The organism is Amycolatopsis sp. NPDC098790 (genome assembly GCF_044759945.1).
Lineage (GTDB): Bacteria > Actinomycetota > Actinomycetes > Mycobacteriales > Pseudonocardiaceae > Amycolatopsis.
Window position 1 is genome coordinate 1,811,431 of record NZ_JBIWAI010000002.1, and the last position, 12,916, is coordinate 1,824,346.

At 70.7% G+C, this 12,916-nt stretch carries 9 protein-coding genes; 3 read left to right on the forward strand and 6 right to left on the reverse strand.

The window, feature by feature from the left end; genetic code table 11:
- Positions 1–11: 11 nt before the first annotated feature.
- From ACIQWX_RS22215 to ACIQWX_RS22225, 3 genes are all read right to left on the reverse strand, one after another.
- Entirely contained in the window at positions 12–773 is a 762-nt protein-coding gene (locus tag ACIQWX_RS22215) for an SDR family oxidoreductase (protein ID WP_400873984.1), read from the reverse strand.
- 58 nt (positions 774–831) lie between these two features.
- A complete protein-coding gene (locus ACIQWX_RS22220) occupies positions 832–4,422 on the reverse strand; it encodes a discoidin domain-containing protein (protein WP_400873987.1) in 3,591 nt (1,196 codons plus the stop codon).
- 297 nt (positions 4,423–4,719) lie between these two features.
- Positions 4,720–5,157 carry a winged helix-turn-helix transcriptional regulator gene (locus tag ACIQWX_RS22225; protein ID WP_400873990.1) on the reverse strand — a complete coding sequence of 146 codons (438 nt, stop codon included), beginning with the start codon at positions 5,155–5,157 and terminating at the stop codon, positions 4,720–4,722.
- A 131-nt stretch (positions 5,158–5,288) separates the two neighbouring features.
- On the opposite strand from ACIQWX_RS22225, the gene ACIQWX_RS22230 reads away from it, so the two are divergent.
- On the forward strand, positions 5,289–6,485 hold the full coding sequence (locus ACIQWX_RS22230) for a thiolase family protein (protein WP_400873993.1): 1,197 nt from the start codon (positions 5,289–5,291) through the stop codon (positions 6,483–6,485).
- Here the strand turns inward: ACIQWX_RS22230 and ACIQWX_RS22235 are convergent.
- Complete coding sequence (locus ACIQWX_RS22235) at positions 6,416–6,823, reverse strand: response regulator (RefSeq protein WP_400873996.1); 408 nt, start codon at positions 6,821–6,823, stop codon at positions 6,416–6,418. The two genes, ACIQWX_RS22230 and ACIQWX_RS22235, sit on opposite strands and share 70 nt — an antisense overlap.
- A gap of 44 nt (positions 6,824–6,867) precedes the next feature.
- Positions 6,868–7,815 carry a non-homologous end-joining DNA ligase gene (ligD, locus tag ACIQWX_RS22240; RefSeq protein WP_400873998.1) on the reverse strand — a complete coding sequence of 316 codons (948 nt, stop codon included), beginning with the start codon at positions 7,813–7,815 and terminating at the stop codon, positions 6,868–6,870.
- A gap of 39 nt (positions 7,816–7,854) precedes the next feature.
- On the opposite strand from ligD, the gene ACIQWX_RS22245 reads away from it, so the two are divergent.
- Both ACIQWX_RS22245 and ACIQWX_RS22250 read left to right on the forward strand, forming a co-directional pair.
- Positions 7,855–8,694: a PHP domain-containing protein gene (locus ACIQWX_RS22245; RefSeq protein WP_400874001.1), complete on the forward strand. Its 840-nt coding sequence runs from the start codon at positions 7,855–7,857 to the stop codon at positions 8,692–8,694.
- Positions 8,695–8,755: 61 nt separating this feature from the next.
- Positions 8,756–10,798 carry a hypothetical protein gene (locus ACIQWX_RS22250; protein ID WP_400874004.1) on the forward strand — a complete coding sequence of 681 codons (2,043 nt, stop codon included), beginning with the start codon at positions 8,756–8,758 and terminating at the stop codon, positions 10,796–10,798.
- Between the two features lie 36 nt (positions 10,799–10,834).
- On the opposite strand, the gene ACIQWX_RS22255 is transcribed toward ACIQWX_RS22250, so the two are convergent.
- Positions 10,835–12,868 carry a DHA2 family efflux MFS transporter permease subunit gene (locus ACIQWX_RS22255; RefSeq protein WP_400874006.1) on the reverse strand — a complete coding sequence of 678 codons (2,034 nt, stop codon included), beginning with the start codon at positions 12,866–12,868 and terminating at the stop codon, positions 10,835–10,837.
- Positions 12,869–12,916: the final 48 nt, after the last annotated feature.

Here is a 12,916-nt window from a genome sequence, read left to right on the forward strand (position 1 = left end):
AATTAATCCGATTACATATGAGCGTGCTCGAGCAGGTACTCCTGGAACGTGATCTCGCCTTCGTGGTGCTCCGGCGTGAGGTGCCCGCCGTCGGCGTAGACGCGGAACGTCTCCCCCGGCACCTTCAGCGGAACGATCCGCCGGAACCGCCCGCTCGCCTCGCCGACCGCCTGGGCCAGCTCAGTCGCCGTCAGGACCTCCGGACCGCCGAAGTCGGGCGCCCGGCCGGCCGGGTCGTCCTGGGCCAGTCCGGCGAGCCGGCGGGCGACGTCCCGGACGTCCACCGGCTGGAACGACACCCTCGGCACCGGCACCACCGGCAGCCGGGTCGCGCCCGAGAGGAGCTTCCGGACCAGGCCGTGGAACTGCGTCGCCCGCTGGATCGTGTACGGCAGCCCCGAGGCGGCGATGAGCTCCTCGGCCTCGTGCTTGGCCCGGTAGTAGCCGAGCGGCACGCGGTCGACGCCGACAATCGAGACGTAGACCAGGTGCTCGACACCCGCCCAGCGCGCCGCTTCGACCAGTGTCTCGGCGAGCGTCGACTCGCGCCCGAAGTAGTCGGTGGCGCAGTGGACGACGACGTCGACGCCGGCCACCGCGCTGTCGATGCCGCGCCCGGTCCGCAGGTCGCCGCGGACGACGTCCGGCCCGGGCCGTCTGCTCAGCACGCGGACCTCCTCGCCCGCCGCCCGCAGCCGCGTCACGACCGCCGAGCCGAGCTGCCCGGTGCCGCCGGTGACCAGGATCCGCACGTCGACCACCTCCGGCGTCATCCTGGCACGGCGGTGCCCGCCGGGAAACGGCTTCCCGGCGGGCACCCGCGTCTCCTGCCTAGTTGCGGTTGATGGTGAACGTGGTCGTCCTGTTGCGGATGTCCTCGTCGTTGTCGCTCAGCGTCAGCCCGGTGAACGTCGCCGAGCCGACGGCCGGTCCCTGGCCCGGTTCCGGCAGCTCGTTGGCCCAGATCCCGATCCCGGACTTGGCGTCGAAGGCGTCCCCGCTGCGGTGGGCGCCGGTGATCGACACGTTCGTCAGCACGGTGTCCTCGACCGGGTGCTCCGGCGTGGTGCCGGTGTACTTGGTCTGGAACATGATGCCGCTGTAGGTCGGGCTCTGGATGTCCACATCGGACACCCGGATGCCGCGGAACTCCTTGGACGCGGAGAACAGCCAGATCGCCGGGAAGGTCTGCTGGCCCCAGAAGTGGCCGCCGTCCCGGACGAGCGAGGCGTTCTGGACCGTCGTCGGCTGCGGCCCGAACCCGAGGAAGGGGTAGCCGAAGTCGAGCGAGCTGATCGTGATCGCCGAGTACGTCAGCGTGTCCGCGATGTAGAGGTTGCGGAAGGTGTTGTTGTACCCGCCGTAGACCGCCAGCCCGGCCGCGCGCCACGGGGTGAGCGAGGTCAGGTTCTCGAACACGTTGTCGTACTGGTTGCCCGGATTGATGTCCGTGGCGGCGAACAGCGCGAAGCTGTCGTCACCGGTGGACCGGGCCTCGATGTTGGTGACGTGGTTGCCGGTGCTCCCGTTCGTGAGGTTGACGCCGTCGGCGAAGGTGTCGCGGATCCGGGAGTTCTTGATCGTGGTGTTGTCCACGTTCGTGCCCCAGACCATGACGACCTGGTGCTCGACCCAGATGTTGTCGATCGTCAGGTTCGCGACGTTGGTCAGGTTGAACACCTTGCCCGGGCCGTCGATGCGGGAGGTGTAGTTCCCGAACACCGCGAACCCGCTGAACGTCGAGCCGTTCGCGCTGGACTGGACGTCGATGCCGATGTCGGTGTTCTCCTGGCCCGAAGGCGCGGTGAACTTCGTGAACCACGGCCCGGCGCCGGTGACCGTGACGGCCTTGCCGTAGACGTTCAGCTTGCTCGACAGCGCGTAGTTCCCGGCCGGCAGGTAGACGCCGGTGAGCGTCGCGTCCTGGCGGACCTTGTCGAGGGCGCTCTGCACGTCCTGCTGCGTGAACCCGGTGGGCACGGCGAAGTGCGCCGGGTCCGGGTTCGCGGTCGCGGTGGCCTGCTCGAAGTTCACGAAGTCGATCGCGTAGTTCGTGCTGTTGGCCGCGTCCTTCTGCAGCTTGATCTTGTGGCCGGCGGGCACGGTCGTGCCGAGCATCGCGCTGGCCTCGTCGTAGATGTGCCGCGGCCCGGCGCCCGGCGAGTTGCCCGGGCCGGTTTCGGCGCCGTAGAGCCACGCGTAGTGCGAGGTCAGGTCGATGGCTTTGAGGAACGTGCCGTCGACGTACACGTTCAGCGTCGAGTTGATCCCGCCGCCGCCCGCGGAGTCCGGGATGGAGAACCGGGTGACGAGCGTGTTGGTCGACGCGCGGGTGGTGAACTCCACCGAGGAGCCGGTCGAGTTCAGCGTCACGGCCTTGCGGCCCGACGCCTCGCCCGCGAGGTCGCCGATGGTGCGGTTCGGCCCGATCACCGAAGCCCCGCCGGCCACGACGCCGTCCTCGGCCTCGTACATGTCGTAGGGCATGTTCGCGCCCCGGCCGACGAACAGCGCCTGGGTGCTCGTGTTGTTGGCCTGCTTCACCGGCAGCTCGTTGGCGTCGTTCGCCACGACCGTCTTGACGGTGTACCGGCCGTTGGCGGCGGTCCAGGTGCCGACGTTCACCGGGCTCGCGGTGGCCGCGGCGGCAATGGCGCCCGTGTACGTCCCGGTCAGCGTCTTGACGACGGTGCCGTTCTGGTCGGCGATCGTCACCGTGACGCCGTGGGCGCCACCCGCGCTCGCCACGGTGCCCTGGTTGCGCAGGGTCGTCGTGAAGGTGACGGTGTTGCCCGCGGACGGGTTGTTCGGCGACCACGCCGTGGCCGCGACGAGGTCGGAGCTCTGCACCGGGCTGACGACCAGGGCCGTCGAGGCGGTGTAGGAGTTGTTGGCCTCGTTCTGCTCGATGACGGCGTTGGCCTCGTCGACCTTGGCCGTCAGCTGGTAGCTGCCCGCGTCGCGGGTGCCGATGTTGGCCGACACGGTCGCCGACGCGCCGGCGGCGAGGGCACCGACGTTCGCGGTGCCGACCTTGGTGGTGCCCAGGTAGAGGTTGACGTTCGTCGCGCCCGAAGCGGCCGTCCCGGCGTTGCGGACGGTCGCCGACGCGGTGATCGCGTCGGTCTCGACGGGGTTCTGCGGCGACCAGGACACGCCCGAAACCGTCAGGTCCGGGTTCGGCGCGGGGACGCCGAAGACCTGGAACTCCGCGGCTTGCCCGCCGCCAGCACCGGAGTTGGCGGTGACACGAAGACGGACGTCGGCGGCACGGCCGCTCAACGGGATCGTCACGGTGTTCCCGGTGGCCGGGCTGAAGCTGTAGGTCTGCGCGGCGGACAGCGTCGTGAAGGCGGTGCCGCTCTGGTCACGGCCTTCGACGGCGATCGTCTGCGTCCGCGGGCCCCAGGAGGCGTCGGGGTTGAGCTTGACGACGACCTGGTTGAGATCGGCGTTGGAGCCGAGCGCGACGGTCAGCAGGTTCGGGTACGTCCCGCCGCCACCTTCCCAGTAGGTGCTGGTCGAGTTGTCGTTGGCGTTGGCCGCGACGAAGGTGAACTCCGTCGAGGACGCCGTGATCGGCTTGCCCAGCGCGAGGTTCGTCCCGGCCTGCGTTCCGTTGCGGGTGACGGTGCCGCTGTTCCCCGACTGGTTCCCGGCCGCGTCCTTCGCCCGGACGTAGTACGCCACGGTCGTCGAGTCGGGCTGGTTGTCGGTGTAGGTGAGGACGTTCCCGGCGACGCTGCCCCGGAGCTGGTTGTTGGCGTAGACGTCGTAGCCGGTGACGCCGGTGTTGTCGGTCGACGCCGACCAGGTGAGCCGGATCTGGCCGCTCGCCGGCTGGGTGTAGGCGAGGTTGCCGGGCGCGGACGGCGGCTGCGTGTCGCCGCCGGCCGGGCCGTGCACCTCGAACTCCGACAGCTGGGCGGCGGGCCAGCCGGTGTTGGCGCTGATGTTCAGCCGCACGTACCGGGTGTTCGCGGTGACGTCCACGGTCACGGTGTTGCCGGTCGCGGGGTCGAAGCGGTAGCCGGCCGACGGCTTCAGGTCGCTGAAGCCGGTGCCGGTGGTGCTGCCCTGCACGCTGAACGTCTCGGTGCGGGCCTCCCAGTTCGACGGCAGCTTGAGGACCAGCCGGGCGATGTTCGACGCCGTGCCGAGGTCCGCCTGGATCCACTGCGGGAACTGGTTGTTCGCGCTTTCCCAGTAGGTGGCCTGGTTGCCGTCGCCGACGTTGGTGGCGGGGTACTCGCCGAGCTGACTGCTGGCGGTGTAGGTCGCGGAGGCGGCTTGGGCGGCGGCCTGGACGGTTTGCGCGGGAGCGGCGGCCGGGGCTGCGCTCGCGGCCACGGCGGGGGTGACCAGGAGGAGGGACAGGGCGGCGTAGGTGGCCGCGCGCGACAGGAGTCGCTTCGTTCTCATGGGTTCCTCGGATCCGGGGAGGAGGGGAGACGCGTGGGGACGGCAAAACCAGGGAACGGGACACGCGCGGACCGGATCCGGGGGCGCGCGCGGGCAGCACGGGACAGCCGTCATGGGCACCTCTTCGTCGAGGGGCTGGGCGGGATCTTCCTGACGACTGCCTTGATTTCTCGCGCTGTTGTCAGGTTCTTGCACTGATTCGTTCAAGAGTTACCGTGACGGGGGTCTCAAGTCAACGCCCGCCCACGAAAAAGGCCTCCTCGCGGGGGATGCGAGGAGGCCTTTCCGGGGTCGAGGTCAGTGCACGGCGCCCAGCCGGATCGCGTGGGTGCCCGGGGCGTTGACCGGGTCGCCGCAGTGCGCGCAGACGGTCGCCGGTTCCAGCACCTCCCCGCAGGCGTGGCGCCAGAGCGTGGGCGGTTCGCCCTGGTGGACGTACTTGTCGCCCCAGGCCATCAGGCCGAGCAGGATCGGCTGCAGCGCGCGGCCGGCTTCGGTCGGGTGGTACTCGAAGCGCGGCGGGTGGTCCTCGTACCGGCGCTTTTCGAGCACGCCCGCGTCGACGAGCTTGCGCAGCCGCGCGGCCAGGATGTCCCGGCTGGCGCCGGTGTTCTCGGCGATCTGGTTGAACCGCCGCTCCCCCAGCATGACCTCCCGCAGCGCGAGCAGGCTCCAGCGTTCGCCGACGACCTCGAGGGCCTCGGCGACCGAGCATTCGCGACCACGCCGGGTCATGCCACCTCCCTGGGGTTGAAAATCCAACCTAGCACTTCAGTCGCGTGTGACCTGGCGGACAAGTGAGTCGTGTAATCCAACTTACTCGGCGTATACCGGACAGATCCCCGATCTGCGAGGAGGCAGACGCCATGACGGACGCGGTGATCGTCGACGCGGTACGGACCCCGGTCGGCAAGGGCAAGCCGAACGGCACACTGGCCGGGGTGCACCCGGTCGACCTGCACGCCCACGCGCTGCGCTCGCTCGTCGAGCGCACCGGCATCGACCCGGCCCGCATCGACGACGTGATCAGCGGCGCCGTCGGCCAGATCGGCGAGCAGAGCATGAACACCGCCCGCTGGGCCGCGCTCGCCGCGGGCCTGCCGGAGTCGGTCCCGGCGGTGACCGTCGACCGGCAGTGCGGCAGCAGCCAGCAGGCCGTCCACTTCGCCGCGCAGGGCGTGATCGCCGGCGCGTACGACGTCGTGATCGCCTCCGGCGTCGAGTCGATGAGCCGGGTGCCGATGGGCAGCCAGGTGGCCGGGCGCGACCCGTTCGGGACGCAGGTCGCCGCCCGCTACCCCGACGGCCTGGTGCCGCAGGGCATCAGCGCCGAGCTGATCGCCGCGAAGTGGGGTTTCAGCCGCGCGCAGCTGGACGAGTTCTCCGCGGAAAGCCACCAGCGGGCCGCTCGTGCCTGGGCCGACGGCAAGTTCGCCGGCGAGGTCGCGCCGCTCAAGGCGCCCGGCCCGGACGGCGTGCTCGTCGACGTCACGACCGACGAAACCGTGCGGCCGTCGACGACCCCGGAGATCCTCGCCGCGCTGAAGCCGGCATTCCGCGCGGACGTCTGGGAGCAGCGGTTCCCCGGCCTCGGCTGGCACGTGACGGCCGGCAACTCGTCGCCGATCAACGACGGCGCCGCAGGTCTGCTGCTGACCAGCTCCGAGACGGCGAAGGCGCTCGGGCTGCGGCCGCGCGCCCGGATCCACAGCTTCGCCGTCGCCGGCGACGACCCGCTGTACATGCTCACCGGCGTCATCCCGGCCACCCGGAAGGTGCTCGACCGGGCCGGGCTCAGTGTGTCGGACATCGACGCGTTCGAGGTCAACGAAGCGTTCGCGAGCGTGGTGCTGGCGTGGCAGGCCGAGATCGGCGCGGACCTGGCGAAGGTCAACGTCAACGGCGGCGCGATCGCGATCGGCCACCCGCTCGGCGGCAGCGGCGCCCGCCTGATGACGACCCTGCTGTCGGTGCTGGAGCAGACCGGCGGCCGCTACGGCCTGCAGACGATGTGCGAGGCGGGCGGCCTCGCCAACGCGACGATCATCGAGCGCCTGGACTGACCCAGGTACTCCCGCAGCGCCGCCACGGCTCCCCCGGGATCCGTGGCGGCGACCGGGAACACCTCGTCGAAGCCGAGGGCCAGCAGCTCCGCGCGCGTGTTCTTCAGCCGGCCGCCGAGCACCACTGGCAGGCCAGCCAGCGCGGGTTCTGCGCGCACGCGGCGGAGCACGTCCATCCCGGAAGCACCGAGCACAGTGGACAGCACCAGGCAGTCCGGGGGCTCCCGCCGGCAAGCCTCGACCGCCTCGCCCGCGACGCGCACGGTGTGGCCCTCGCGTTTGAGGACGACCTGCAACGCGACGAGGCTCCACGCACCCGTGTCCAATCCCGACAGCACGACCTTCACCCCGAGCAGATCCGCGAGCCGGCCCGGGAAATACGTCAGTCTTCGGGTGGTTCCTCGAGCCCGTCGCGGTCGGCCCACTCCAGCAGCGGGTCCAGGGAGAACACGGCCTTGTCGATGCCCGCGTGGAGGTCGCCCAGCTCGGCGAAGCGCGCGGGGACCGTCGCGATGGTGAAGTCACCCGGCTCGGCGTCGTCGATCTCCTCCCAGCGGATCGGCGTGGACACCGTGCCTTCCGGGTTGCCGCGGACCGAATAGGCACTCGCGATCGTGTGGTCGCGGGCGTTCTGGTTGTAGTCGACGAAGAGCAGCCGCGGGTCGCGGTCCTTGCGCCACCAGGTCGTCGTGACGTCGTCGGGCGCGCGGCGTTCGACTTCGTGCGCGAACGCCAGCGCCGCGCGCCGCACGTCCTTGAAGCCCCAGTCCGGCTGGATCCGGACGTAGATGTGCAGGCCACGGCCGCCGGACGTCTTGGGCCAGCCGACCGCGCCCAGTTCGTCGAGGATCTCGTGCGCGACGTGCGCGACCCGCCGGACGCGGTCGTAGCCGCAGTCGGGCATCGGGTCGAGGTCGATGCGCCACTCGTCGGGCTTTTCGGTGTCCGCACGGCGGGAGTTCCACGGGTGGAACTCCACTGTGGACATCTGCACCGCCCAGGCGACGTGCGCCAGCTCGGTGACGCACAGCTCGTCGGCGTGCCGGTTGTAGCGCGGGAAGGTCACCCGCACGGTCTCCAGCCACGGCGGCGCACCGTTCGGGACGCGCTTCTGGTGGACCTTCTCCCCCGCGACGCCGGACGGGAAGCGGTGCAGCATGCACGGCCGCTCGCGCAGCGCGTTGACGATGCCGTCGCCCACCGAGAGGTAGTAGTTGACCAGGTCGAGCTTCGTCTCGCCGCGGGCCGGGAAGTAGACCCGGTCCGGGTTCGAGATCCGCACCGCGTGCGGGCCGACTTCCAGCTCGATCGCCGCCGACTTCTGCGCCATGGCCAGACCGTAGCCCAAAATCCGCGTTACGGTGGCCTGGTGAGCCTCCCGCCGGACGGGCACGTCCACACCGAATGGTCGTGGGACACGGTCACCGGGTCGATGATCGGGTCCTGCGAGCGGGCGCTCGAGCTGGGGCTGCCGTCGGTGGCGTTCACCGAGCACGCCGACCTGACGCCGTGGCTGATCCCCGAGCCGGTCCGGCCGCTGCTGCCGGACCACTTCCGGGTGCGGCTGCGACCCGACGGCGTCCTGGAGCCGCCGGACCTCGACGTCCCGGGCTACCTGGCGTGCGTGGAGGAGTGCCGGGCGCGGTTCCCGTCGCTGCGGATCCTGTCGGGAGTGGAGCTGAGCGAGCCGCACTGGCACCGCCCGCGCGCCGACGCCCTGCTCGCCGCGCACGAGTTCGACCGGGTGCTGGGCTCGGTGCACTCCCTGCCCGGACAGCACGAGCACCACCACGAGGTCACGGTGCTGACCGACCGACCGCCGGGCGACCTCCTGCGGGCGTACCTGACGGAGGTGCTCGCGCTGGTCGAGTCGACGGCGGACTTCGCGGTGCTGGCGCACATCGACTACGCGCTGCGGTCGTGGCCGGCCGAAGGGCCGCCGTTCGCCGCGGCGGAGTTCGAGGAGGAGTTCCGCACGGTGCTGCGCGCGCTGGCCTCGAGCGGGCGCGCGCTGGAGGTCAACACGAAGGTGCCGCTGCCGGGCGAGGTGGTGCGGTGGTGGTTCGAGGAGGGCGGCGACGCGGCGACGTTCGGCAGCGACGCGCACGAGCCGGGCCTGGTCGGCCACGGCTTCGCGAAGGCGGCGGCGCTAGTTGAGTCGTGCGGCTTCCGCCCAGGCCGCACCCCCCACGACTTCTGGCGCCGCTGACTCGCTCGTCGTACGCCATTCCGTGTGTAGCAGCCGGCGGCGTGCCTTCGACACAACAGACGTGAACGACGCAGATGGTACGCGCAGTCCGAACGGCCTCACGGACCTCGAGAAGCGTTTGGTCGCCCACGCACGCCGAGGGGAGCCCTTGAGCTGCCGTCCGCGGAACCTCGCCGAACCGCCGCACGCTGACAGGTCGCCGCACCACATCCGTGCCGGAGTTCTCAGGGATCTGCTTCTCGGCCGGTACGGATCGCTGGACCCCCGCGGCGTGCGACTACACCACGCCCTGGTCACCGGCCCGCTGGACCTCCGCAACGCCAGTAGCGTCGTGGGCCTGGCTCTCGACAGGTGTGCCATAACCGAGCCGCTCGATCTGACGGCGGCCGACCTGCGCTTTCTGTCACTCGCGGGAAGTCGGCTGAGCGCGCTGTACGCCGACGGTTTGAGGGTTGGCGCGCTCTCGCTCGCCGGGCTCCGTTCGGAGAGCACCAACCCCGCGGGCGCCCTGAGCCTGCAAGGCGCTGTGGTCACTGGTCACCTCGACCTGGCGGACGCGAAACTCGGCGGCGAGTCAGGGCCGGTTCTCTACGCCAACGCCCTGCGGGCCGCCTCGATGTCCCTCACGAGAGCACGGGTGACGGGTTCAGACGAGTTAGGCGCGGTCGTTCTGCGGAGTGCGCACATCGAGGGCGACCTGGACCTGACCGATGTCGAAATCATCAATGGTTCGGGCCCAGCCCTGGATGCCACGGACCTGCACGTCGACGGTGCTCTTTGGCTGAACAAGGTGACCGTCACGGGCTCGGGAAGCGGAGGTGCGGTCGGACTTCAAGGTGCCCAGCTGCACCATCTTGAATTTTCCGACGCCGAGGTGGCCAACCCAACAGGCCCAGCGGTGAATGCGTCCGGCCTGCGGGCGGACGGTGATGTGTGGCTGACCAAGACCAAGTTGCGCGGCACCGCCCGGGACGGCGCCCTGGTGTTGCACAGTGCGACGGTCACCGGGCACCTGCAGCTCGGCCGCGCGCGAATCACCGGCCGAAGCGGCCCCGGGCTCAGTGCGCAGGGCTTGCACGTGAGCCGGGATCTGTGGCTCGACGACGCACTCGTGTCGGGCGCCGGCGAGGAGGGAGCGGTCAGGCTGCACAGTGCCCACGTCACCGGCTACGCCAACTTTCTGCGTGCGACGATCACCAACGACTCCGGCCCTGGCTTGCAGGCCGACCGGCTGGAGGTCGGCAACGGCCTGCGGCTCGAGGCAGCCACGGTCACGGGCTACGGCGAGGTCGGCGCCCTGTGCCTGCAGAGCGCGGACATCAGCCGCCACCTCGACCTCACCGACGTGACGATCACCAATCGGCGTCACGGGACGACCACCCTCGCTCTCGACAACGCCCGCGTTGCCGAACGCTTCACCTTCCCCTCCGGCATGATCTGCAAGCGCGTTCACCGGCGGCGAAGCTGCCCACAAGTCCACCGGATCGAGGTCGACGGGTTGACGTTCGGACAACTCGCCGGCGTCGAATGGCACCAGTGGCTGCACGTGCTCCGGCACCACACCACCTCTTACCGGCCTCAGCCGTACCAGCAGTTGGCGGCCGCCGAACGGACCGCGGGTCACGACGGCAACGCTCGGCGGATCCTGATCGCCCAGCAGCAGGACCTCCACCACCGCAACAGTGCGGCGATCGGTGCTTGGCACTCCCGCCTGTTCCACCGCGCTTGGGGCCTACTGGCCGGGTACGGCTATTGGGCCCGACGGACGGCAGCGGCACTCCTGCTCACCCTCACGGCCGCCGGGGCGCTCGGCCTCTGGGCCGGGCACACGCTCACCGGCGACGGCCATCGAGCTGCCGAACGTACCGCGAGCTTCACCGCACGGTCGGGCACGGCGTGCACGACGGTCGAACTGATCGGAGTCGGGCTGGACCGGGGTCTGCCGCTGTCGCCGACCGGGATCCGTGCCCGATGCGACCTCGACACGGCCAGCACCGCCGGACAGTGGTTCACCGTGGCGGTGTGGCTGTTGCAGGCGGCGGTGTGGGGCCTGGCGACAATCGCCCTTGCTGGATATACGGGCCTGATCCGCAAACCCGCGTAGTACTGCGTCACAGCCACGACCCGCATCTGTCCGGGGTCAGGCCAGGGCGTGGCGGCCGTAGGCGCGGGACTCCGCGCTCTGGTCCAGCAGCCGTGCCGCGACCCGGCCGATCGCCGCGTCCAGGTCGGCCCGGTTGCCCGTTCCCCAGTCGCCGAGGCGGTCGGCGAGCCAGTCGTGCCACGCGCCGACCACCTTCGCGAACTCGGACCGTCCCGCCGGGGTCAGCTCCCAGCCGTCGCGGGCGTAACGCAGGTGGCCGGTCAGCTCGAGCCGGTTGAACGCCGGTTCCAGCACCGCCGCCGGCACGCCGAAGTACTCGCCGATCGCCCGCAGCGTCGCCGGCTCGCTGCGGCGCTCGCGCAGGTGGACCTGCAGCAGGCACCAGATCCCGCCCTCGTCCAGCTCGGTCCCCGCCCGCGAGACGATCGCCGGGGCGACCTTGCGGCGCTCGCGGAAGAACAACGTCGCGACCGCGCGTTCCAGCTCGCGGTCGTCCGTACGCGCCTCCGGCATCGCGAAGCCGTCGCCGAGGTCCGGGGCCGCCGCGCGGGCCGTGTCGCGCAGCGGGACCTCCTTGAGGAAGAACGCCAATGCGAACGCCACGAGCCCGACCGGCGCCGCCGCGAGGAACACGACGTGCAGGGAGTCGCTGTACGCCTTGATCACCGGCGCGGACACCGCGTCCGGCAGCGCGTGCAACGCCGTCGGCACCTGCAGCGCCCGCGGGTCGACACCCGGCGGCAACGACGCGACCGCCCCGGCCAGGTTCGGCGTCAGCTGGTTGGCGTACACCGTGCCGAAGATCGCCGCGCCGAACGAGCTGCCGATCGACCGCAGGAACGTCACCCCCGACGTCGCGACACCCAGGTCCGCGTAGTCGACGGTGTTCTGCACGGCGATGGTCAGCACCTGCATGCCGAGCCCGATCCCGAGCCCGAGCACCGCCATGTACGCCGACGCCTCCCAGAACCCGGTGTCCGTGTCGAGCCGCGAAAGCAGGTAGAGCCCGATGGTCATTCCCGCGGCGCCGACCAGCGGGAAGATCTTGTACCGCCCGGTCCGGCTCACCGCGTTGCCCGCGGCGATGGACGCGACGAGCAGCGCCAGCACCATCGGCAGCAGCCGGACCCCGGACGTCGTCGCCGACGTGCCCTGCACGTACTGCATGTACGTCGGCAGGTAGGACAGCGCGCCGAGCATCGCGAACCCGACGACGAAGCTCATGATCCCGCCGACGGTGAACACCGGGTTCCGGAACAGCCGCATCGGCAGCATCGGTTCCTTCGCCCGCAGCTCCACGAAGACGAACGCGGCGAGCAGCACCACCGACCCGATCGCCATCCCGATGATCACCGGCGAGCCCCACGCGTACTGCGTGCCGCCCCAGCTCGTGACGAGCGTGAGCCCGGTGGCGGCGAGGCCGATGAGCAGGATGCCGGCGTAGTCGATCACCGGCTTGATCGCCGCGCGGGCGTTCGGCATCGCCGAGGACGCCACGACCAGCACCACGACGACCAGCGGGATGTTGACGTAGAACGCCCAGCGCCAGGACAGGTGGTCGACGAAGAACCCGCCGAGCATCGGGCCGGCCACGGTCACCACGCCGAACACCGAGCCGAGGACGCCCTGGTACTTGCCGCGTTCGCGCAGCGGGACGACGTCGGCGATCAACGCCGTCGAGGTGACCATCAGCCCGCCGCCGCCCAGGCCCTGCACCGCGCGCCAGACGATCAGCCACACCATGCTGTCGGCGAAGCCGGCGCAGAACGAGCCGATGCCGAACACGATCACCGACAGCTGGAACATCAGCTTGCGGCCGAACAGGTCGCCGAGCTTGCCGACGACGACCGTCATGATCGTCTCGGCCAGCAGGTAGGACGTGACGACCCAGGACAGGTGCCCGACGCCGCCGAGGTCGCCGACGATGGTCGGCAGCGCGGTGCCGACGATGGTCTGGTCCAGCGCCGCCAGCAGCATGCCGAGCAGCACGGCGCCGAACACGGCGTTGACCCGGCCCCTGCTCAGCGGCGCGGGCGCCGGCTCGTGGGCGACCTCCGCGGTGGCCGTCATTCCGCACCCTCCTGGCTCGGCCTCCGAGGCTAGTGCGCGCCGTCCACT

Bases quoted from the DNA above. Each gene is read 5' to 3' on its own strand.
- ligD (WP_400873998.1), bottom strand. From the start codon at position 7,815: ATGGCGCAGAAGTCGGCGGCGATCGAGCTGGAAGTCGGCCCGCACGCG.
- ACIQWX_RS22230 (WP_400873993.1), top strand. From the start codon at position 5,289: ATGACGGACGCGGTGATCGTCGACGCGGTACGGACCCCGGTCGGCAAG.
- ACIQWX_RS22215 (WP_400873984.1), bottom strand. From the start codon at position 773: ATGACGCCGGAGGTGGTCGACGTGCGGATCCTGGTCACCGGCGGCACC.
- ACIQWX_RS22255 (WP_400874006.1), bottom strand. From the start codon at position 12,868: ATGACGGCCACCGCGGAGGTCGCCCACGAGCCGGCGCCCGCGCCGCTG.
- ACIQWX_RS22220 (WP_400873987.1), bottom strand. From the start codon at position 4,422: ATGAGAACGAAGCGACTCCTGTCGCGCGCGGCCACCTACGCCGCCCTG.
- ACIQWX_RS22225 (WP_400873990.1), bottom strand. From the start codon at position 5,157: ATGACCCGGCGTGGTCGCGAATGCTCGGTCGCCGAGGCCCTCGAGGTC.